The following is a 19,466-nucleotide window of genomic DNA, read 5'->3' as shown; positions in this document are numbered from 1 at the left end:
GGGAAGGTCCGCCCATGCGTCTGATCGTGGGGTACCAGGCAACACCGAGTGGAGCAGACGGAATCGCTCTGGGGGCAACGCTCGCGCGTTCGCTGCAGGCATCGCTGGACATCTGCCTGGTCTTGCCCCAGGAGCGGCCGGTGCCGTCCAAGGCACCGGTCGAGGCCGGATACGACGACATCCTGATCGATCGGGCCACCGGCTGGCTCGACGAGGCACTGACCCTGGTACCCGAGGACGTACAGGCACGCGCGCACCTGTTGTTCGACGAGTCCTTCGCACAGGGCCTGCTCGACTGTGTGGACGAGTGTGACGCCTACATGATCGTCGTCGGTGCGGCCGGTGACGGTCTGCTCGGACGCCATTCGATCGGCACCGTCACCAGCGATCTTCTGCATGTGTCGCATGTGCCGCTCGCGCTGGCTCCGCGGGGGTATCGGCACTCGCCGCCGCAGCGCATCCGGGAGATCACCTGTGCAATCGGAAATCGGCCGGGGGCAGCCGAACTCGTGCGGGCAGCCACCGACCTGTCCGTCACCGCCGAGTTGCCGCTGCGGCTGCTCTCCCTCGTGTCCGCAGAAGAGCAATCGGCACGGGGTCCGGACGGTCTCGCCAAGGCCGAGGAGGTGCTGCGGACCGTGCAAGCGGAACTGCCCGCCGGATCGGACGTGCAGTTGACGGTGGCGGAGGGCTCCGGCATCGAGAAGGCCGCTTCTTCGCTCGACTGGCACGACGGCGACGTGTTGATGGTGGGGTCGTCTCGACTCGCCCAGCCTCACCGCCTCTTCCTGGGATCGGTTGCCGCCAAGATGCTTCGGGTCGTTCCCGTTCCGATGATCGTTGTTCCGAGAGAGGCCGACGATGAATGAGCACAAGGTAGTCGACGTCGAGTCCAAGGGCCTGTCCGCCGGCCAGCTCGGGTTGCTCGCCAGTGTGGTGCTGGGCATCTCGACCATCGCACCCGCGTACGCACTCACTGCGTCGCTCGGGCCGACGGTCACCGAAGTCGGAGTACATCTGCCCGCGATCTTCATCGTCGGCTTCATCCCGATGTTGTTGGTGGCCTTGGGCTACCGAGAGCTCAACGCGGCGGAGCCCGACAGCGGCACGTCGTTCACGTGGGCGTCGAAGGCCTTCGGCCCGTACGTCGGATGGATGGGTGGCTGGGGCCTGATCGCGGCCACCATCATCGTGCTCTCGAACCTGGCCGGAGTGGCCGTCGACTTCTTCTATCTCTTTCTCGCCCAGGTCACCAGCAACGACTCCTTGGCCGACCTGACCGGCAACAAGCTCGTCAACATCGTCACGTGCCTGGTGTTCATGGCGTTGGCGGCGTGGCTCTGCTATCGCGGCATGCAGGAGACCAAGCGCGTGCAGTACACGATGCTCGGCTTCCAGCTGCTGGTGATGGCGTGGTTCATCGTTGCCGCGTTCGTCAAGGTCGGTTCCGGCGATGGGGCCGAGGACATCTCGTTCAGCCTGGACTGGTTCGACCCGTTCGGGATCCCGAGCTTCTCCGCCTTCACTGCCGGACTGTCGCTGTCGATATTCATGTACTGGGGTTGGGACGTCTGCCTGACGGTCAACGAGGAGACCTCGGGCAGCGCAAAGATTCCCGGGCGTGCAGCGCTGGTCACGGTGTTCTTCATCATCGTGCTGTACTTGCTCACCGCAGTGGCAACTCTGCTCTTCGCCGGCACCGGTGACACCGGAAACGGACTGCAGAATCCCGACACCACCGACAACGTGTTCGCCGCCCTCGCCGGGCCGGTGATGGGCCCCTTCGCGATCCTGCTGTCCCTGGCCGTGTTGAGCAGCTCCGCCAGTTCGCTGCAGGCCACGTTCATCTCACCGGCGCGTACTCTGCTCGCGATGGGTCACTACCAGGCCCTACCGAAGCGGTTCGCCTCCATCACACCGAGATTCAGCACTCCGGGCTTCGCGACGCTCGTGGCAGGCGGGGCGTCCGCCGGCTTCTACGCCGTGATGCGGGTGGTGAGCGACAACGTTCTCACCGACACCATTGCCGCTCTGGGACTGATGATCTGCTTCTACTACGGCATCACGGCATTCGCCTGTGTCTGGTACTTCCGCGAGGAGCTGTTCACCAGCACCCGCAACTTCTTCTTCAAGTTCCTGGCCCCGCTACTCGGTGGCGTCGGGATGGCCGTGGTGTTCGTGCAGACCTCGGTCGACGCCTGGGACCCCGAATTCGGCAGCGGCTCATCGCTTTTCGGCATCGGGATGGTGTTCCTCATCGGCGTGGGCATCATCGTTCTCGGCATCGTCGTCATGGCAGTGGTGGCACTGCGCAAGCCGGAGTTCTTCAAGGGCAACATTCTCCGCCGCGACACTCCGTCACTGATCGTCGAGGACTGACGACCCACCCGGACTTCGTCGGCGCCCGGGGCCACGATGTCGCTTCCGGCGATCAGCCGTCGAGCATGTTCGCGGGCGCCGGATCGAATCCGGCCAACAGCGCGCGGAGTCCGTACTCGAAGGCCTCGTCGGAGCGGGAGGACTTGGAGGACGCGGTGTCGAGGGCTGCGCGCAGTGCGTGACCGACTTCGACACTCGGTCGCCACGGGGCCTCCGGTGCCGCCAGGTCGAGTGCTGAGCCGAGGACGAAGCTGTCGAGAACAGTGATGATGTTCAGCACGTCGGCGGGTCCGAATTCCGCCGCTGTGAGGGCATCTGCCAGCGCGTTGTACATGCCGAAGGCGTGAGCACTGTTGACGGCATGCTCGGTGAGCAACGGGATCAGACGTGGATAGCGGGCGTAGCTGTCGCGGTACGCGCGGGCGATCTGCGCGACGGTCTCACGCCAATCGAGCCCGTGTCCGGGTAGCGCGACCTCGGACATCGCGCGTTCGCGCAACAACTCGACTATCTCTTCGCGCCCCGACACATGGTTGTACAGCGACGACGGGCTGACGCCGAGTTTCTTGGCGAGGAGCGGGATGGTGAAGCCACCGGTATCGGCCACCAGCGCGAGGGCTGCAGTGGTGATTCGTTCGGTGTCCAACAGTGACACGGACGGTCTCCCCACGGTGCGCACCCTTCTTCCTCTTGCGGTTCCGATCGCAGTCGACAATACTTAACGAATCACATTCGTTTTATCGGAGGTCCCATGCTGACGATCACCGCACTCACCGCGCCCGAGGCCCTGACCCGCACCACCCCGACCGATCGGGCACCGCTCCGTGTCGGGTTGGTTCAGCATCGCTGGAACCCCGATGCCGCGGCGTTGAAAGCCGAATTGCTCGAGGCCATCTCCGCCGCCGCGAACCTCGGGGCGAAGGTCGTCTTCCTGCCCGAGATCACCCTGCTGCGCTACCCTGCCGACACCCGCGCCGGAGCCGACCCGGGCAAAGAAGCCGAGGATCTGCTGACCGGGCCCACGTTCACACTCGCTGCCGAGGCCGCAGCCGCGAACGGCATCGTGGTCCATGCTTCGCTGTACGAGAAGTCCGAAGCAGCGGACGGATTGGGCTTCAATTCCGCCATCATGGTCTCCCCGACGGGCGAACTGCTGGCGCGAACCAGAAAGCTGCACATCCCCATCTCGGCCGGGTACTACGAGGACACCTACTTCCGGGCCGGCCCGGCCGAGGACCCGTATCCCGTGTACTCCCCGGCGGAACTCGGCGGTGCCAGAGTGGGCCTGCCCACCTGCTGGGACGAGTGGTTCCCCGAGGTCGCGCGCAGTTACGCACTCGGCGGCGCGGAGATTCTCGCGTATCCGACGGCCATCGGGTCCGAGCCCTCGTTCCCGGCCTTCGACACCCAACCGCTGTGGCAACACGTCATCGTCGGCCACGGCATCTCGAACGGCCTGTTCATGGTGGTACCCAACCGCTGCGGCGACGAAGGCGAGATCACCTTCTACGGTTCGTCGTTCATCTCCGATCCCTACGGCCGCATCCTGGTTCAGGCACCCCGCGACGAATCGGCCGTCCTCGTCGCGGATCTCGACCTCGATCAGCGTCGAGAATGGTTGGAGCTGTTCCCCTTCCTCCTGACACGCAGACCCGACACGTACGGCCGCCTCACCGAGCCGGTGAACGCCGACGCACCGTGCGGTGACGGACACGCCGCGACACCGGTGATCAAATGAACACCGCCGCAACGACGTTCACGATGCCGCCGGAGACCGCGCCGCAGGACAAGGTGTGGATGGCGTTCCCCTGCGAGGGATACTCACTCGGCAACGATCCGGAGGCCAAGCACGAGGCCCGCTCCACATGGGCTGCCGTCGCCCACGCTGTTGCCGAATTCGAGCCGGTGACCGTCGTCGTCGATCCGGCCGAACGCGCCGTCGCATCGACGTACCTCTCGCGTGACATCGACATCGTCGAAGCACCGTTGAACGACGCCTGGATGCGCGATATCGGTCCGACATTCGTTCATGCACAGGACGGTTCGGTGGCCGCCGTCGACTGGGTCTTCAACGGCTGGGGTGCACAGGACTGGGCGCAGTGGGACAAGGACAGCCGTATCGGCGAGTTCGTGGCGAATCAGGCTGCAGTACAGCGAATCACGTCGCCGATGGTCAACGAGGGCGGCGGCATCGCGGTCGACGGCGCGGGCACGGTGCTGGTGACCGAAACCGTGCAACTCGATCCGGGCCGCAACCCCGGACTGTCGAAAGCCGACGTCGAAGCGGAACTCGCGCGAACCATCGGAGCGCGGCACGTCATCTGGCTGCCGCGCGGACTGACGCGCGATTCCATGCGTTTCGGTACTCGCGGGCATGTCGACATCGTCGCGGCCGTCCCGTCGCCGGGAACGGTGCTGGTGCATCGGCAACACGACAGGGCTCACCCCGACTACGAGGTCAGTTCACTGATCGTCGACGCCTTGCGTGCCACCCACGACGGCTCGGGTGAGGATTGGAACATCGTGGAGGTGCCTGCTCCGCGGACGCTGCGAGATGCCGACGGCTTCGTCGACTACAGCTACATCAATCATCTGGTGGTCAACGGCGGCGTGATCGCCTGCAGTTACGACGACCCGTCCGACGCCGACGCGGCAGCGATCCTGCGCGAGGCGTACCCGGGCCGGGACGTGGTGACCGTGGACGCGAGGCCACTGTTCGAGCGAGGCGGTGGGATCCACTGCATCACCCAGCACCAGCCTTCGGCGAGGAATCTCGGCTGACAGTCGGGTCCTACGAGCTGCGACGAACCTCGAGCTGCTCGCCGACGGTGACGGTGTGCGCTTCGGTCACGCAATCCAGGCGTCCGTCGAGACGCAGGGAGACGTTGTATTCACCCTGCTTGAGGTTGAACGTGGTGATGGTGATGCCGGTGGCGTTCTCGCCCACGATCACGCGCTGACTCAGCGACAGCATCCCGTTGTGAAGAACTTCGCACATCTGACCCGGCAGAACGTTCTCGACGTGAACGGTGATGGCCTTCGGTCCGCCGACAACCTCGATGGTGGGCTCCGGCGTGCTCGATCCGACGAGTCTGAGGTAACTCTTGTCTCTGCGCACGGCCTCGACTTCCCTGTTTGTGTACTCCACCCTGAGGTGAACGCCCGACGTGGTCTCAACGGTAGTTCGTGGCGCGGTTGAAGACGGATTGGTTTCACACGCCGTCATCGGCCTCGCCCCGAGCCTCTCTTTACATCGAGGGCCGAACCGTCCGCGTTACGAACCCGCCTCCGACCAGCCCACCCACAGCCGCGCACATCCAGGGAATCTCGATGTCACCGGTCAGAACATACCCCCCGGACCGCGGATCTGCGAGCGGACTGATCGAACCGATATCTTTACGTATCTTTGCACCCTGTAATCCGCGTACGCGCCGTCCGGCTAGTGAGGTCTGTCCGTTTCCTCGAAGCCGAGCAGTTCGGCCTCCTCGGCGGCGAGCTCGGCGTTGTGCTTCCGACGCTGGTGCCCTTTGACACCGAGCGCAGCGGCCGTTGCTCCCAGAGCTGCTCCGACGGCCACGCCGATCCAGGTCGACACACCGACGTCACCGCCCTGAACGAGCAATCGCACCAGCACACCACCGAAGCCCACGAGATACAGAACGCCGACGATCGCCATCCGCGGCCGCCGAAGCTCCTGCACCGTGTACATGTCGACCCCCCGAGCCCGGGCATACCCGATGACCACGAAGGCGACAGTGACGAGCGCGACGATGATCCCGATCGCAATCCACGCCCCGGTGACTCCCGCCGCGTAGGGCAGGATCGCCGCGGCGATAAGTCCGATCCACAGCAGCGATTGGAATCCGACGGCCGAGGCTTCGTTCCAGGCGTCGCGTTGGAGTTCGTCGGTGTAGAACTCGTCGTCGAGGTCGCCGACGAATCGAGCGGCTCTGACGAATGCGCTCATGATTCTTCCTCTCCTTCGTCTCCGAACAGTGTCTCCACTGTCGTATCGAGTGCGCGGGCCAATCGCAGCGCCAGGTAGACGCTCGGCGCATAGTCGCCGCCTTCGACGGAGACGATGCTCTGACGGCTCACGCCGCAGATGCTGCCGAGTTCGGCTTGGGTGATGCGTGCCTGTTTGCGATGTGCGCGAACGTTGTTCGTTCCGGACATACGTGAAAGTCAACTCTGCTTGTCATTTTTTGTCAAGCCTGCTTGTCATTTGAAGGCATTTACGTCTGCGTAACGCGGGAAACAGACTCGTCACCGCAGAAAATACCAACGCAATACGCGGCCTTTACTGTTCGCAATCGCGAATACAACTCCGTATACAAAACTTCCGAAAGGGCCGTAGATGCCTGCTGTCTCGAAGCGCATGTCCGTCAAGCGCGTCATGGTCGTTCCCGCAGCGCTGGCTGCATTGAGCCTGGTCGCCACCGCATGCGGAAGCAAGGCCAGCGACACCACCTCTGCCGACGGCGGCGGCGGTTCTGCCACCTCGTGTGTCGACACCTCCGGTGACACCATCAAGGTCGGCTCGCTCAACTCCCTGTCCGGCACCATGGCGATCAGCGAAGTGACTGTTCGCGATTCGATCGCACTGGCCGTCGAACAGATCAACGCGGCGGGCGGAGTCAACGGCAAGCAGATCGAGATCGTCGCCGAGGACGGCGCATCCGAGCCGACGGTGTTCGCCGAGAAGGCCGAGAAGCTGATCAGCAGCGACTGTGTCGCAGCGGTATTCGGCGGCTGGACCTCGTCGAGCCGTAAGGCCATGCTGCCCGTGTTCGAGGACAACGACGCTCTCCTCTACTACCCGGTGCAGTACGAGGGACTCGAGGCGTCGAAGAACATCTTCTACACCGGTGCCACCACCAACCAGCAGATCATTCCGGCGCTGGACTACCTGAAGGAGAAGGGCGTCAAGTCCCTCTACCTGGTGGGCAGCGACTACGTCTTCCCGCAGACCGCCAACCGCGAGATCAAGGCATACGCTGCCGCGAACGGTATCGAGATCAAGGGTGAGGACTACACCCCCCTCGGTTCGACGGATTTCTCCACCATCGTCAACAAGGTGCGCTCCGCCGACGCCGATGCGGTGTTCAACACCCTCAACGGCGATTCGAACGTCGCGTTCTTCCGCGAGTACACCAACGCCGGCCTCAAAGCTGCTGACATGCCGGTCATCTCGGTCTCCATCGCCGAAGAGGAAGTCGCCGGTATCGGTGCGGCCAACATCGAGGGTCAGCTGACCGCCTGGAACTACTACCAGACCGTCGACAGCCCCGAGAACACCAAGTTCGTCGCCGACTACAAGGCGAAGTACGGTGCCGACAAGCCGACCTCGGACCCCATGGAAGCCGCGTACACCTCGGTCTACCTGTGGAAGAACACCGTCGAGAAGGCCGATTCCTTTGCCGTGGCCGACATTCAGGCTGCGGCCGACGGCGTCAGCTTCGCCGCTCCCGAGGGCGAGGTCGTCATCGACGGGGACAACCACCACATCTCCAAGACCGCTCGCATCGGTGAGATCCGCCCCGACGGACTGATCTACACGGTGTGGGAATCCCCCGAAGCGATCGCACCCGACCCGTTCCTGGAGACCTACGACTGGGCCGCCGACCTCAACTGACCACCACCCATGTGAGTGGAACTTCGTAGCCTGCTACGAAGTTCCACTCACATGCTCCGAAGGAGCTCCCCTATGGACGTCGTGATCGGACAGTTGTTCACCGGCCTGTCGATCGGATCCATTCTTCTCCTCGCCGCCCTCGGGCTGTCACTGACATTCGGTCAGATGGGCGTCATCAACATGGCGCACGGCGAGTTCATCATGGCCGGTTCGTACACGGCCTACGTGGTGCAGCAGATCGTCTCCACCGGCGGTGCATCACTGTTCATCTCTCTGATCGTCGGCTTCCTCGTCGGCGGTGCAATGGGAGTCTTGTTGGAGGTCACGCTGATTCAGCGCATGTACCACCGACCACTCGACACCCTGCTCGTCACGTTCGGCGTCGGGCTCATCCTGCAGCAGCTCGCTCGCGACATCTTCGGAGCACCCGCGGTCAACGTCGTCTCCCCGGGATGGCTCAGCGGCGGCGTCGACATTTTCGGTGCCGTGGTTCCCAAGACCAGAATCTTCATCCTCGTGCTCGCGATCGTCGCCGTTCTCGCACTGTCGGTGGCACTGAAGAAGACCGCAATGGGTCGACGCATCCGTGCGGTGGTGCAGAACCGTGATCTCGCGGAGACCTCGGGTATCTCGAGCCGTAGGACGGATATCTCGACGTTCTTCCTCGGTTCCGGTCTCGCCGGTGTCGCGGGCGTCGCGCTCACCCTGATCGGTTCCACCAGTTCCACTGTGGGACAGAGCTATCTGATCGACGCCTTCCTGGTGGTAGTGGTCGGCGGACTCGGCCAGATCAAGGGTGCGGTCATCGCGGCCTTCGCCCTCGGGATTCTCAACTCGTTCATCGAGTACAGCACCACGGCCTCGATCGCCAAGGTCATCGTGTTCGTGCTCATCGTGATCTTCCTGCAGGCCCGCCCGCAAGGCTTGTTCGCCGTCAAGACAAGGAGCCTGGTATGAGCGAGTTCATCGCCAAGCGCGGTGCCCTACTGGGATTCGCGCTCGCCGCGATCCTGCTGTTCGCCGTCGCTCCGGCCGTTCTCAGCGACTTCCGGCTGAACCTGCTGGGCAAGTTCATCTGTTACGCGATCGTGGCCGTCGGTATCGGATTGGCCTGGGGCCGAGGCGGAATGCTCACTCTCGGTCAGGGCGTCTTCTTCGGCATCGGGGCCTACATCATGGCCATGCATCTGAAGATCTCGGACGCCGATCTCCGCGGCGACGACGTACCGGACTTCATGTCGATCGCAGGCATCCGTGAACTGCCGTCGTACTGGGTGCCGTTCACCTCACCGATCACCACGATCCTGGGCATCCTGTTCCTGCCGGCCCTGGTGGCACTGGTACTCGGTCTCGGCGTGTTCAAGCGTCGGGTCAAGGGCGCGTACTTTGCGATCCTCAGCCAGGCACTCGCCGCCGCGTTCGCGATTCTGCTCATCGGTCAGCAGACCACGGGCGGCTCCAACGGCCTCAACAGGTTCCGCACGTTCTTCGGGTTCAATCTCAACGACCCCGCGAACAAGCAGATGCTGTTCTTCATCGCCGCAGGCGTACTGCTCGTGGTCGTCGCCATCACCCGCCAGCTCATGTACTCGCGCTACGGCGAACTGCTGGTCGCGGTGCGGGATCAGGAGGAGCGCGTGCGGTTCCTCGGATACGACCCCGCCAACGTCAAGATCGTGGCCTACGTGGCCGCGGCGTTCTTCGCGGGTCTCGCAGGCGCACTGTTCGTTCCGATCGTCGGCATCATCTCCCCCAACGACGTCGGCATCGTCCCGTCCATCGCGTTCCTCATCGGTGTGGCGATCGGCGGTCGCACCACCCTGCTCGGCCCGGTCCTCGGCGCGCTCGGCGTCGCCTGGGCTCAGACCACACTGTCCGAGCAGTTCCCGTCGGGCTGGACGTACGCGCAGGGTCTGCTGTTCGTGGTGGTTGTCGGGTTCTTCCCCGCCGGTATCGCGGGACTGTTCGCGCTGCGCAAACGAAAGCAGGAATCCGAACCGGTTCCCGAACCGAGCGAAGAGCCAGAGAAGGAACTGACGCGATGATTCATGTCGAAGGTCCGCAACCCACGTTCGGCGGCAACGCCGGCATGTCGAGTCAGTATCTCGAAGTACGAGATCTGACAGTCAGTTTCGACGGTTTCAAAGCCAACACCAACGTCGACCTGACGCTGATGCAGGGCGATCTGCGCTTCCTCATCGGGCCCAACGGTGCAGGCAAGACCACGCTGATCGATGCCATCACCGGCCTCGTCCCGGCCACCGGCTCGGTCACCAAGTCCGGGGTCGAACTGCTCGGCAAGAAGGTGCATCAGATCGCCCGCCTCGGCATCGGCCGAACCTTCCAGACCGCCAGCATCTTCGAGAATCTGACGGTATTGCAGAACCTGGATATCGCCGCCGGTTCCGGTCGGTCCGTGCTGACGATGCTGCGTCGTCGAGGATCGGTACTTCCCCAGATCGAGGAAGCCCTCGAGACCACCGGCCTGACGGCCGAGCGCGACAAGCCCGCGGGAATTCTCGCGCACGGGCAGAAGCAGTGGCTCGAGATCGGAATGCTGTTGGTGCAGAACGCCGACGTGCTCCTGCTCGACGAGCCGGTCGCAGGCATGAGTCACGAGGAGCGCGAGGAAACCGGCCAACTGCTGCAGCGCATCGGTGGTGAGCGGACCGTCGTCGTCGTCGAGCACGACATGGACTTCATGCGTATGTTCGCCACCTCGGTGACGGTGTTGGCTGCCGGACGTGTTCTGGCCGAGGGCACGGTGGCCGAGGTACAGGCAGATCCGAAAGTCCAAGAGGTCTATCTCGGCACCGCAGCGGCGGGCGAGGAACTCGACCAGATCGCAGAGGAAGGAGCCGACCATGCTTGAACTGGTCGATGTGCGTACCGGCTACGGACGCAGCGAAGTGATTCACGGTGCGTCGCTGACGGTTCCGGCCGACGGTGTCGCCGCGGTCATGGGACACAACGGCGCAGGCAAGACCACTCTGCTGCGGGCTGCGGTGGGGTTGCTCAAGGTCAACTCCGGCAAGGTCATGTTCGACGGCGAGGACGTGAGCGCGTTGCGTCCCAGCGCCCGTGTCGCCCGCGGACTCGCGTATGTGCCGCAGGGTCAGCAGTCGTTCGGCCAGTTGACGACGGCCGAGAATCTGCAGGTCGTCGCCGACGGTCGCAAGCGTGGCAAGGCACTCGTCGACGAGGCACTCGATCTGTTTCCGGCGTTGAAGGAGTTGCTCGGTCGCAGAGCGGGATTGCTATCGGGTGGTCAGCGCCAACAGCTCGCGATCGCACGAGCACTGATCACCGAACCGCGGATGTTGATTCTGGACGAGCCGACCGAGGGCATTCAGCCGTCGGTCGTCGCCGAGATCGAACGAACCGTCATCGAACTCACTCGACGCGGAGGATTGGGAGTGTTGTTGGTGGAGCAGCACATCGGCTTCGCCCTCGAGTCGGCGCAGAACTACTACATCCTCGAGGCCGGCCGCATCACGTCCACCGGCGTGGGCGGGAGCGAGTCCGAGGCGGACGTCCGCGCAGCCATGGCGATCTGACCGGACCCATCGTGCCGCGCAAGGACCTTCGCGAGAAGGTCTATTCGTCACTGCGCCGGGATCTGATCTCCGGTGCCATCAGCTCCACCGAACGGCTCGGCGAGGAGCGTCTCGCCGAGCTGTACGGTGTCTCACGCACACCGGTGCGCGAGGCGCTGGCGCGGCTGCAGGCCGACGGCCTCGTCACCCGCGACGAGGCCGGCCTGCACGCCTATCGCCCCCGGATCGGCGATCTCCCCGATCTCTACGAGCTCCGGTCGACTCTCGAAGCCCGGGGCATCATCCGATCGATGTCGCACCCGGTCGATCGGTCGTCGTTGTCGCACCTGTTGGACACCTGGATCGGTTTGCGGGCCGACCCACCCGACACCACCGACGATCTGGTCTCGCTCGACGAGAACTTCCACGTCACCTTGTTGGCTGCCTCGGGCAACCCTGCTCTGACCGAGGCACTGTGCACCGTGAATGCCAAGGTGCGTCCGGTTCGGATACTCGGCGGACTCACCGCCGCAGCCGTCGTCTCGGCGATCGATCAACACATCGACATCGTCGAACGTGTCCTCGCCGGGACCTTGGACTCGGCACTGGAACTGCTACTGGCACATATCGATTCCTCACGCGACCTGGTGGTCGAGCGGGCCGAGCAAGCTGCGGCGCTGGCGGGCGCGGTCCGGATGTGACTCGGATCAATTCTCCGAGAGAATCCGATCGATGTCGTCGAGCACGGTCTGTCCGCCCTTGGGTCCGACGCCGGTGATCCAGTACGACAGGTCCACCGCGTGTGGATTCGGCAGTACGGCCGCGTTGGCGGTGATCGACTCCGGTATCGCTGCGGGGTCCGACGGGTCCGAGGCGGTGACGACGATCAGATCCGCGGCCGCCTGAGCTGCCAGCTCGGGCGAGAGGTCGACCGAGATCTCGTCGGCCCATTCCGGCCTCGGCGGGGTGGTGAAGCCTGCGCACTCGAGCGTGCTCCCGGCGAACGACGTCGGCCCGTAGAGGGTCAGTTCGCCCGCGCGGGGGCGGATCAACTGTGCCGTTTTCCCAGCGGTGTCGTGTTTCTCGGCGATCTCGGCACACCGATCGTCGTACGCGGTGAGCAGTTGCTCCGCAGTGTCCTCCTTGCCGAGAGTGCGTCCGACGAACCGGACGTTGTCGCGCCACGGATCGGATTGGGAGGCCATGAACACCGTCGGCGCGATGGCGGCGAGTTGGTCGTGGTACTCGGCGTGCCGAGTCTCCGTGCCCAGGATGAGATCCGGTTGCAGAGCCGCGATGTCCTCGATGGTCGGTTCGGCAACGGTGCCGACGGTGGCGATGTTCGCGGCTTCGGTACCGAGGTACGACGGCACGCCGCTCGCCTCGCTGAGCACCGCGGTCCCGACGGGTACGACGCCGAGGGCGACGGTGGTGTCGAGTTCGACCGGCTCGAGCGTGACGATGCGCAGCGGGTTCTCGGGAACCTCGACCGTTCCCCGGACGGTCTCGACCGAGCGCGTCGCGCCGCCGTCGGCGTCGGAGGTGGCCTCGGTGGACGAACACGCCGTCGCAGCCACGCCGAGGGCGACGGCCAGAGCGAGGGTCATGATGCGGTTGTGAGACTTGGTCAAGGGTCCTCCGTGGCTGCATTGTCTGGAATCACAAAGAGGCTAGCCTATCCTTTGTCGACCCGGTGACGCCCGGCCGTCCAGTGGGTACGGTGTGGCTGTGACCACTCCACGCATTCCGTCCGGTACCGCCAGAACCCTCGGGCCCGTCAACTGGGTCATCTGCAAGGTGATCGCCAAAGGTGCGGGGGTGCCCAATCCTCATCTGTTCACCACCCTCGGGCGCACCGGCGGACTGTTCCGAGCCTGGCTGTTCTACAGCGGGCACCTGATGCCGGGCGGCAAGATCTCCCGCAAGGAAACCGAGATGGTGATCCTGCGCGTGGCGCACCTACGAGAATCCGCCTACGAGATGGACCATCACATCCGGCTCGGCAAGCGGGCCGGTATCGACCGCGATCTGCTCGAGCTGATCAAGACCGGACCCGACGCACCAGGCCTGTCGACGCGGTATCGGACCATCCTGACCGCGGTCGACGAACTCATCGCCACGAAGATCCTCTCCGACGCGACCTGGAACGAACTCGCCACCCAGTTCGACGAGCGCAGGCTCATCGAATTCGTCCTGCTGGTCACCCAATACGACGGGCTGGCAACCACTCTCGCGACCCTGCGCGTCGAACGCGACTACACCGAACGCTAGACGTGTCCGCCGATCGTCCGATCCCCACCTCGCGTACCGCACGGGGTGCCGCGCTGGGACGCGCAGCGGCCGGCCAGGCGGTCCGCACCGCGGGAGCCCGCATGTCGATGGTCGGACGGTCCGAGGCGGTGCGCGATCGGATCTCGGAGAAAGCCTCGGTGCAGGCAGCCGATCAGCTGGTGACCGTGCTCGGCAGCATGAAGGGCGCAGCGATGAAGCTGGGCCAGATGTTCTCGGTACTCGATCCCGCCCTGGTCCCCGAGCACCATCGACAACGGTTCCAGGACAAGCTCGCCGCACTTCGCGACCGAGCCCCGGAAGTCGACTTCGACGCGATGCGCGCCGTCGTCGAAACGGATCTGGGCGACTCCGTCGCCAACCTCTTCGCCGAGTTCGACCGAGATCCGATAGCAGCCGCCTCGATCGGCCAGGTCTACCGCGCTCGCCTGCACGACGGCCGAGTCGTCGCCGTCAAGGTCCAGTACCCAGGAGTCGACGACGCGGTCCGCGCCGACATGAAGAACCTCGCACTGTTTCTGAAGTTCTGGCGCAACGCTCTTCCCGCGGTGGCCGCACCCGAGCTCGTCGAGGAATTGCGTCTGAATTTCGAACGCGAACTCGACTACCTGGAAGAGGCGCGCACCCAATCGATCCTGGCCGATCGATTCCGCGAGCACCCGTTTCTCGCTGTGCCCGACGCGATCGAGGGCATGTGTACCCGCCGAGTTCTCGTCACCGAGTTCTTCGACGGCATCGCGTTCGATCGAATTCGGTCACTACCCGCCGCCGAACGCGATCGCATCGGCGAGATCGTCTACCGCTTCTACATCGGTTCGCTGTATCGGTACGACGAATTCTGCGGTGACCCGCATCCGGGAAACATGTTGCTCGGCAACGACGGTCGCGTCGGGTTCATCGACTTCGGCCTCTTCAACCGCATGCGACGAGAGCACGTCGAGTTCGAGCTCGACTGTCTGAGGATGGCGTCGGAGGAACGCGGCGAGGACCTGCTCGCCGCGATGATCGCCCGGGGTATCGTCGACGGCACCGCCGGCGTCACCGCGGACGAATGTCTGGAGTACGTCTTCGCGGCGTCGGAATGGAATCTCGTCGATCGGGTCATGACGGTGACACCGTCGTTGGCGTCGAGTGGGCTGATGCTCGCGATCGACCCACGCGGTGGACAATTCACCGGAATGAAGCGGCAGAACCTTCCTGCCGAGCACCTGTTCTCCCGTCGAGCCGATTTCATGACATTCGGCGTTCTGGGGCAGCTCGAGGCAACGGCCAACTGGCACGGAATCGCTCGCGAATGGATCTACGGCGACGCCCCGGTCACCGAACTCGGTATTGCCGAGTTGCGGTGGCGGGGCGAGCAGAACCGCTGACGCTGCGCCGCTACTTCGTCACCCCGGCGCGCTTGTTTCCCGCCGACCGGCCGAGCCGACCGAGCGGGGCCAGGATGTCCTGATAGCGCGGACCCACGAGTCTCGGAATCAGATCGAAAGCGCGGGCGTCGGGGCCGATCAGAACGCGCGGCTTGTTCTTCTCCACTCCCGCGAGGATCACCTTGGCGGCCCTCGTCGGTGTGGTCAGTGCGATCTGTTGGAATCGACGCGAGGCTTCGTCGGGTGTGCCGAGGTCGTCCATTCCACGGGCGTTGGCCACGATGTTGGTCTTGATGCCGCCCGGATGCACACACGTCACTCCGACAGGGTGTCGAGCGATCTTCATTTCCTGACGCAGTGCCTCGGTGAATCCCCGAACGGCGAATTTCGCGGAATTGTAGGCACTCTGACCTGGGATGCCCATCAGGCCGAACACGCTGGAGACGTTGACGAGGTGACCCTCACCCGACTCGATCAGGGCAGGCAGAAATGCCTTGGTACCGTTGGCAACTCCCCAGAAGTCGATGTTCATGACCCACTCGAAATCGTCCCAGGTCATGTCGACCACATCGGCACCCAACGCGACGCCGGCATTGTTGGCGACGAAATTGACGCGTCCGAATTCGCTCAGCACTGCATCCGCGTGCGTGTGGACGGCGGACCGGTCCGACACGTCCAGCTCGTACGTCACCGTGCGGGCTCCGACCTTCTCGCACAGAACGAGAGTTTCGCCGAGTCCTTCGCCGTCGATATCGGACAGCGCAAGCTGCGCTCCACGCTCCGCCAGATCGAGCGCGAGGGCGCGACCGATCCCCGAACCGGCACCGGACACGACGGCGACCTTGTTCTCGAAATTCTTCATATACGCACTTCTTCCACATTCTCGCTGTCGGTTCCTGCTCCGGTCGGGAGCAGGAATTCGTACTGTGCCGGATCGAATTTCCTTGTGCGAAGCCAGTACTGCCAGGTGAATCCGGGCCACACCGTCCGGTTGGCACCGTGCGAATCGAGGTACCAACTGGTGCAGCCGCCCGTGCTCCATACGCCCTTGTTCAGCTTCGCCTGGATCTCGGCGTTGAAGCGATCCTGTGTCTGCTGCCGAACCGTCACCGCGTCGGCGGCACTGGACCGGACGAAGTCCATCACCGAGAGGGCGTACCGGATCTGTTGTTCGATCATGAACACCACGGAGTTGTGCCCGAGCCCGGTGTTGGGACCGAGCAGGAAGAATGCGTTGGGGTATCCCGCGGCCACGATTCCCAGATGAGTCTCGATTCCGTGTTCTTGCCAGTGCTGCACCAGCTTCCGGCCACCGATACCGGCCACGTTCAGACCGTCGAACCCGTCGGTGACATGAAAACCGGTGGCGTAGATGATGACGTCCACCTCGCGTTCGGTCCCGTCTGCGGCGACGATCGACCGTTCGCGTACCTCCGCGATCGAGTCGGTGATCACGTCCGTGTCGGGCCGAGTCAATGCCCGGTAATACGTGTTGGATCCGAGCAATCGCTTGCACCCGATGCGATAGTTCGGGGTCAATTTCTTGCGCAGCTCCGGATCCGATACCTCTCGCTCGATGAACCTGCGTGCAGCTGCCTCGACCGGACGCAGGAGATTGGAATGCCCGTTGAGGCCTATCGCGAGAGACTCCGCAGACCAGTAGATCGAATTTTCGGAACACCTTGCGCGCCAGCGCCGATCGACGAAAGAGTCGTCGGAGACCGGTCGGGATGTCGAAATTCCGCCTCGGGAGTACCCACGCGGGAGATCGTTGATACAGGTGCAGTTCGCCGACGGTCTCTGCGATCTGCGGGACGAACTGCACTGCGCTCGCACCGGTTCCGATGACTGCCACTTTCTTGTCGGTCAGATCCACCTCGTGATCCCACCGCGCCGAGTGAAAGGCCGTGCCCGTGAACGACTCGATGCCCGGCAGCTCCGGAGTGTTGGGAACGTGCAGCGCTCCGATGCCGGAGACGATGAACTGAGCGACGTATTCGTCACCGTTCGTCGTCGTGATGTGCCATCGGTGCTCGTTCTCGTCCCAGAAGCCACCGTCGCACTCGACACCGAACCGAATGTTGTCGTTCAGGCGATACTTGACCGAGAGCTGTTGTAGATAGCTCAGGATCTCCGGTTGGGCAGACCACATCTGCGACCATTCGGGGTTGGGCTCGAACGAGTACGAATACATGTGCGAGGGGACGTCGCACGCGCAACCCGGATAGGTGTTGTCTCGCCAGGTGCCCCCGACGGACTGTGCCTTCTCCAGAACGAGGAAGTCGTCGCGACCGCGGGTGCGGAGCGAGATCGCCATCCCCAACCCGGAGAAGCCACTGCCGATGACCAGAACCCCGGTGTGATGGACCGTCATCGCCGATCCTCCGAGGGCACGACGCCGGTCATCTTCCACAACACAGCGGTGATCGTCCCCTCGAGCAACCCGGCCGAATCGAGAAAGGCGACGGTGTTCGATGCGTCCCGACGCCTGATCGCCGCCCGTCGACGCCGCGAGGCGATCATGCCCCGGACCGGGGACATGCCGACGGATCGATACACCTGGGGCGAGACGCCGAGACGAAGGATCACGTTGGCGAGTACAGCAAGCAGCAATCGGTTGAACGCGCGAGAGAATCTGTTCGACTTCTCCAGCGCGGCAGCCACTTCCGATCGGGCGAATGCGAAGCGGTCGGCGCTTTCGAGTCGATGGATCTTCACCGCCTGCCGAACATGGGGTTCGATTCCTGGTTCTGTCACCGCACCCTGCATCGATCGGGAGAAGGTCTCCTCGACCAGCAGGGTCGACGCATGGGACGCCGCACCGAGGGGCAGGAAACTCAGCAGTTTGACTGCCGTCGTCGTCCCCTTGGGAAGCCTGTACGGCGGGACTTCCGAGGCGCGAACGAGCCGTCCGAAGGTGATCGTGGTCCGCGAGCTACCTGCGACCTCTACGAGTGCATTGCGGGACGCCGGGCTGTTGAGCCCCTCCTCCGCCGCCCGCCGGAGCTGATTGCCGGTCAGCATCGCGGACAGATAGGACACGGTGCTCCACCTGCTCACTGCCTCGTGCAAGGCGAGCGTGCGCCGGTCCTGCTCGGTCAACTTGGCCCACGAACGAGTTCCGTGCAACGTGATCGATTCACGGGGAAGCGCAAATTCGTCCGGCTGCCAGGGAGATTCCCAATCGATGTCGACGTGCGGATCGTATTCGACCGCCGACGAACGCGGGCTCATGCCAGATCGTCCGGCATCGCCCGGGTCATCTTCCACAGACGACGGGTCACGACACCGTCGCACATACCGGCGTCGGCGAAGAAGCGGATCATGGGTTCGGAGAAGAACTGCATGTTGGTCTTGTAGGTGGGACTCGCCATCGCCGTGACGATTCCGCGGATCGGGTTGATGCCGATCGATCGGTAGACCTTCGGGTTGATGAGGGCCAGGTACGTGAAGTTGGCGATCGACGCGAGGATCACGCGATGGATGGCACGGTTCACGCGATTCGTCGCGGCCATCGCGCGCACCATTTCCTCGCGCGCGTAGGTGATGTGGCGCGACTCCTCGATGACGTGGATTCGCATCATCTGGCGCAGGTGCGGCTGCATCTCGGGGTCGTACTGCGCCTCGCGCTGCGCCCGGTCGAGAACCTCCTCGATGAGCAACACTCCGCCGTAGGTGGCGGGTCCGAGCGGCAGAAACTGCCCGATCTTCCCGAGGAACACTGCGGGCTTGGGCATCAGGTACGGGGTGAGCCCGGTCTTTTCGATCAGCTTTCCGAACATGATGGAGTGTCGAGATTCCTCGCCGATCTCGGCTATCGAATACATCGAGTGATCGGAGAAGGTGCCTCTGCCGAACACCCGGAGCAAGTTCGCGCTGAGCATGCCTTCGGCGTAGATGCCGAAGGACAGAATGCTGACGATCTCGTGGCGGCCCAGTTCGCGACGCTGTTCTTCGGTCAGTTTGTCCCACAACTTGGTTCGGTACAACGAGATTCGGTGCTCGGGCATCCAGCGCATACCGTCGACCATCGGAGCATCCCAATCGATGTCGGCCTCGCCGTCGTAGAACTTGTTCGCAGTCGACTTCAGCAGTCTTCGCGCCGTTTTGTCTCTCGGTCCGACTGTCTTCGCACGCGAGGTCGACTGGTCCTCGGTCATCAGCCGACCCGGAGACGATCCGGCATCCCCTCCACCGACTCGCTCATCGACAATTGCACGCTTCACAACCGATCCCCCTTGTGATCGACGGCCCCCC

At 63.9% G+C, this 19,466-nt stretch carries 20 protein-coding genes and 1 pseudogene; 12 read left to right on the top strand and 9 right to left on the bottom strand.

Features of this window, described 5'->3' with window-relative positions; genetic code table 11:
- Nucleotides 1-14 precede the first annotated feature (14 nt).
- On the top strand, nucleotides 15-869 hold the full coding sequence (locus CH296_RS14690; RefSeq protein ID WP_032393831.1) for a universal stress protein: 855 nt from the start codon (nucleotides 15-17) through the stop codon (nucleotides 867-869).
- Nucleotides 862-2,379 carry an APC family permease gene (locus tag CH296_RS14685; RefSeq protein WP_045198843.1) on the top strand — a complete coding sequence of 506 codons (1,518 nt, stop codon included), beginning with the start codon at nucleotides 862-864 and terminating at the stop codon, nucleotides 2,377-2,379. The genes CH296_RS14690 and CH296_RS14685 overlap by 8 nt, the downstream gene beginning before the upstream one ends.
- A gap of 52 nt (nucleotides 2,380-2,431) precedes the next feature.
- On the opposite strand, the gene CH296_RS14680 is transcribed toward CH296_RS14685, so the two are convergent.
- Entirely contained in the window at nucleotides 2,432-3,049 is a 618-nt protein-coding gene (locus CH296_RS14680; RefSeq protein ID WP_045200964.1) for a TetR/AcrR family transcriptional regulator, read from the bottom strand.
- A gap of 81 nt (nucleotides 3,050-3,130) precedes the next feature.
- Here CH296_RS14680 and CH296_RS14675 point away from each other — a divergent pair, with 81 nt between their 5' ends.
- The gene (locus CH296_RS14675; protein WP_094685089.1) at nucleotides 3,131-4,117 is read left to right on the top strand and encodes a nitrilase-related carbon-nitrogen hydrolase; all 987 of its coding nucleotides are present in this window, start codon (nucleotides 3,131-3,133) and stop codon (nucleotides 4,115-4,117) included.
- Nucleotides 4,114-5,160: an agmatine/peptidylarginine deiminase gene (locus CH296_RS14670; RefSeq protein ID WP_256980458.1), complete on the top strand. Its 1,047-nt coding sequence runs from the start codon at nucleotides 4,114-4,116 to the stop codon at nucleotides 5,158-5,160. Before CH296_RS14675 ends, CH296_RS14670 begins: the two co-directional genes overlap by 4 nt.
- Before the next feature lie 10 nt (nucleotides 5,161-5,170).
- On the opposite strand, the gene CH296_RS14665 is transcribed toward CH296_RS14670, so the two are convergent.
- The 3 genes from CH296_RS14665 to CH296_RS14655 form a co-directional block, all read right to left on the bottom strand.
- On the bottom strand, nucleotides 5,171-5,497 hold the full coding sequence (locus CH296_RS14665; RefSeq protein WP_045200962.1) for a hypothetical protein: 327 nt from the start codon (nucleotides 5,495-5,497) through the stop codon (nucleotides 5,171-5,173).
- A gap of 321 nt (nucleotides 5,498-5,818) precedes the next feature.
- Entirely contained in the window at nucleotides 5,819-6,346 is a 528-nt protein-coding gene (locus CH296_RS14660; protein WP_094685088.1) for a hypothetical protein, read from the bottom strand.
- On the bottom strand, nucleotides 6,343-6,555 hold the full coding sequence (locus CH296_RS14655) for a helix-turn-helix transcriptional regulator (protein WP_032393826.1): 213 nt from the start codon (nucleotides 6,553-6,555) through the stop codon (nucleotides 6,343-6,345). Before CH296_RS14655 ends, CH296_RS14660 begins: the two co-directional genes overlap by 4 nt.
- A gap of 181 nt (nucleotides 6,556-6,736) precedes the next feature.
- Between CH296_RS14655 and urtA the strand changes: the two genes are divergently transcribed.
- From urtA to CH296_RS14625, 6 genes are all read left to right on the top strand, one after another.
- Complete coding sequence (urtA, locus tag CH296_RS14650; protein ID WP_094646831.1) at nucleotides 6,737-8,014, top strand: urea ABC transporter substrate-binding protein; 1,278 nt, start codon at nucleotides 6,737-6,739, stop codon at nucleotides 8,012-8,014.
- Between the two features lie 72 nt (nucleotides 8,015-8,086).
- On the top strand, nucleotides 8,087-8,971 hold the full coding sequence (gene urtB, locus CH296_RS14645) for an urea ABC transporter permease subunit UrtB (RefSeq protein ID WP_032393824.1): 885 nt from the start codon (nucleotides 8,087-8,089) through the stop codon (nucleotides 8,969-8,971).
- Nucleotides 8,968-10,059 carry an urea ABC transporter permease subunit UrtC gene (gene urtC / locus CH296_RS14640; protein WP_032393823.1) on the top strand — a complete coding sequence of 364 codons (1,092 nt, stop codon included), beginning with the start codon at nucleotides 8,968-8,970 and terminating at the stop codon, nucleotides 10,057-10,059. Before urtB ends, urtC begins: the two co-directional genes overlap by 4 nt.
- Entirely contained in the window at nucleotides 10,056-10,886 is an 831-nt protein-coding gene (gene urtD / locus CH296_RS14635) for an urea ABC transporter ATP-binding protein UrtD (RefSeq protein WP_032393822.1), read from the top strand. The genes urtC and urtD overlap by 4 nt, the downstream gene beginning before the upstream one ends.
- A complete protein-coding gene (gene urtE, locus CH296_RS14630; protein ID WP_032393821.1) occupies nucleotides 10,879-11,571 on the top strand; it encodes an urea ABC transporter ATP-binding subunit UrtE in 693 nt (230 codons plus the stop codon). The genes urtD and urtE overlap by 8 nt, the downstream gene beginning before the upstream one ends.
- 11 nt (nucleotides 11,572-11,582) lie before the next feature.
- On the top strand, nucleotides 11,583-12,251 hold the full coding sequence (locus CH296_RS14625; RefSeq protein WP_045198829.1) for a GntR family transcriptional regulator: 669 nt from the start codon (nucleotides 11,583-11,585) through the stop codon (nucleotides 12,249-12,251).
- A gap of 6 nt (nucleotides 12,252-12,257) precedes the next feature.
- Here the strand turns inward: CH296_RS14625 and CH296_RS14620 are convergent, their stop codons facing one another.
- Nucleotides 12,258-13,157 carry an iron-siderophore ABC transporter substrate-binding protein gene (locus tag CH296_RS14620; protein ID WP_176459463.1) on the bottom strand — a complete coding sequence of 300 codons (900 nt, stop codon included), beginning with the start codon at nucleotides 13,155-13,157 and terminating at the stop codon, nucleotides 12,258-12,260.
- A gap of 115 nt (nucleotides 13,158-13,272) precedes the next feature.
- Here CH296_RS14620 and CH296_RS14615 point away from each other — a divergent pair, with 115 nt between their 5' ends.
- Complete coding sequence (locus tag CH296_RS14615) at nucleotides 13,273-13,821, top strand: carboxymuconolactone decarboxylase family protein (RefSeq protein ID WP_094629771.1); 549 nt, start codon at nucleotides 13,273-13,275, stop codon at nucleotides 13,819-13,821.
- Between the two features lie 2 nt (nucleotides 13,822-13,823).
- Nucleotides 13,824-15,209, top strand: coding sequence for an AarF/ABC1/UbiB kinase family protein (locus CH296_RS14610; protein ID WP_094685087.1), 1,386 nt, complete (start codon nucleotides 13,824-13,826; stop codon nucleotides 15,207-15,209).
- 10 nt (nucleotides 15,210-15,219) lie between these two features.
- Here CH296_RS14610 and CH296_RS14605 read toward each other — a convergent pair whose 3' ends face one another.
- The 4 genes and pseudogenes from CH296_RS14605 to CH296_RS14590 form a co-directional block, all read right to left on the bottom strand.
- The gene (locus CH296_RS14605; protein WP_045198820.1) at nucleotides 15,220-16,071 is read right to left on the bottom strand and encodes an SDR family oxidoreductase; all 852 of its coding nucleotides are present in this window, start codon (nucleotides 16,069-16,071) and stop codon (nucleotides 15,220-15,222) included.
- A pseudogene (locus CH296_RS14600) lies at nucleotides 16,068-17,583 on the bottom strand (flavin-containing monooxygenase). Before CH296_RS14600 ends, CH296_RS14605 begins: the two are co-directional and overlap by 4 nt.
- Nucleotides 17,580-18,443, bottom strand: coding sequence for a diiron oxygenase (locus tag CH296_RS14595; RefSeq protein WP_094685086.1), 864 nt, complete (start codon nucleotides 18,441-18,443; stop codon nucleotides 17,580-17,582). The pseudogene CH296_RS14600 and the gene CH296_RS14595 overlap by 4 nt, the downstream one beginning before the upstream one ends.
- A complete protein-coding gene (locus CH296_RS14590; protein ID WP_094646886.1) occupies nucleotides 18,440-19,369 on the bottom strand; it encodes a diiron oxygenase in 930 nt (309 codons plus the stop codon). The genes CH296_RS14595 and CH296_RS14590 overlap by 4 nt, the downstream gene beginning before the upstream one ends.
- Nucleotides 19,370-19,466: the final 97 nt, after the last annotated feature.

Origin of the sequence: Rhodococcus sp. 14-2496-1d, from assembly GCF_002259365.1 — a bacterium.
Taxonomy (GTDB): Bacteria; Actinomycetota; Actinomycetes; order Mycobacteriales; family Mycobacteriaceae; genus Rhodococcoides.
This window is presented reverse-complemented; position numbering and strand designations above follow the sequence as displayed.

Bases quoted from the DNA above. Each gene is read 5' to 3' on its own strand.
- urtD (WP_032393822.1), top strand. From the start codon at position 10,056: ATGATTCATGTCGAAGGTCCGCAACCCACGTTCGGCGGCAACGCCGGC.
- CH296_RS14590 (WP_094646886.1), bottom strand. From the start codon at position 19,369: ATGACCGAGGACCAGTCGACCTCGCGTGCGAAGACAGTCGGACCGAGA.
- CH296_RS14605 (WP_045198820.1), bottom strand. From the start codon at position 16,071: ATGAAGAATTTCGAGAACAAGGTCGCCGTCGTGTCCGGTGCCGGTTCG.
- CH296_RS14670 (WP_256980458.1), top strand. From the start codon at position 4,114: ATGAACACCGCCGCAACGACGTTCACGATGCCGCCGGAGACCGCGCCG.
- CH296_RS14675 (WP_094685089.1), top strand. From the start codon at position 3,131: ATGCTGACGATCACCGCACTCACCGCGCCCGAGGCCCTGACCCGCACC.
- CH296_RS14655 (WP_032393826.1), bottom strand. From the start codon at position 6,555: ATGTCCGGAACGAACAACGTTCGCGCACATCGCAAACAGGCACGCATC.
- urtA (WP_094646831.1), top strand. From the start codon at position 6,737: ATGCCTGCTGTCTCGAAGCGCATGTCCGTCAAGCGCGTCATGGTCGTT.
- CH296_RS14690 (WP_032393831.1), top strand. From the start codon at position 15: ATGCGTCTGATCGTGGGGTACCAGGCAACACCGAGTGGAGCAGACGGA.
- urtE (WP_032393821.1), top strand. From the start codon at position 10,879: ATGCTTGAACTGGTCGATGTGCGTACCGGCTACGGACGCAGCGAAGTG.
- CH296_RS14595 (WP_094685086.1), bottom strand. From the start codon at position 18,443: ATGAGCCCGCGTTCGTCGGCGGTCGAATACGATCCGCACGTCGACATC.
- CH296_RS14685 (WP_045198843.1), top strand. From the start codon at position 862: ATGAATGAGCACAAGGTAGTCGACGTCGAGTCCAAGGGCCTGTCCGCC.
- urtB (WP_032393824.1), top strand. From the start codon at position 8,087: ATGGACGTCGTGATCGGACAGTTGTTCACCGGCCTGTCGATCGGATCC.
- CH296_RS14620 (WP_176459463.1), bottom strand. From the start codon at position 13,157: ATGACCCTCGCTCTGGCCGTCGCCCTCGGCGTGGCTGCGACGGCGTGT.
- urtC (WP_032393823.1), top strand. From the start codon at position 8,968: ATGAGCGAGTTCATCGCCAAGCGCGGTGCCCTACTGGGATTCGCGCTC.
- CH296_RS14660 (WP_094685088.1), bottom strand. From the start codon at position 6,346: ATGAGCGCATTCGTCAGAGCCGCTCGATTCGTCGGCGACCTCGACGAC.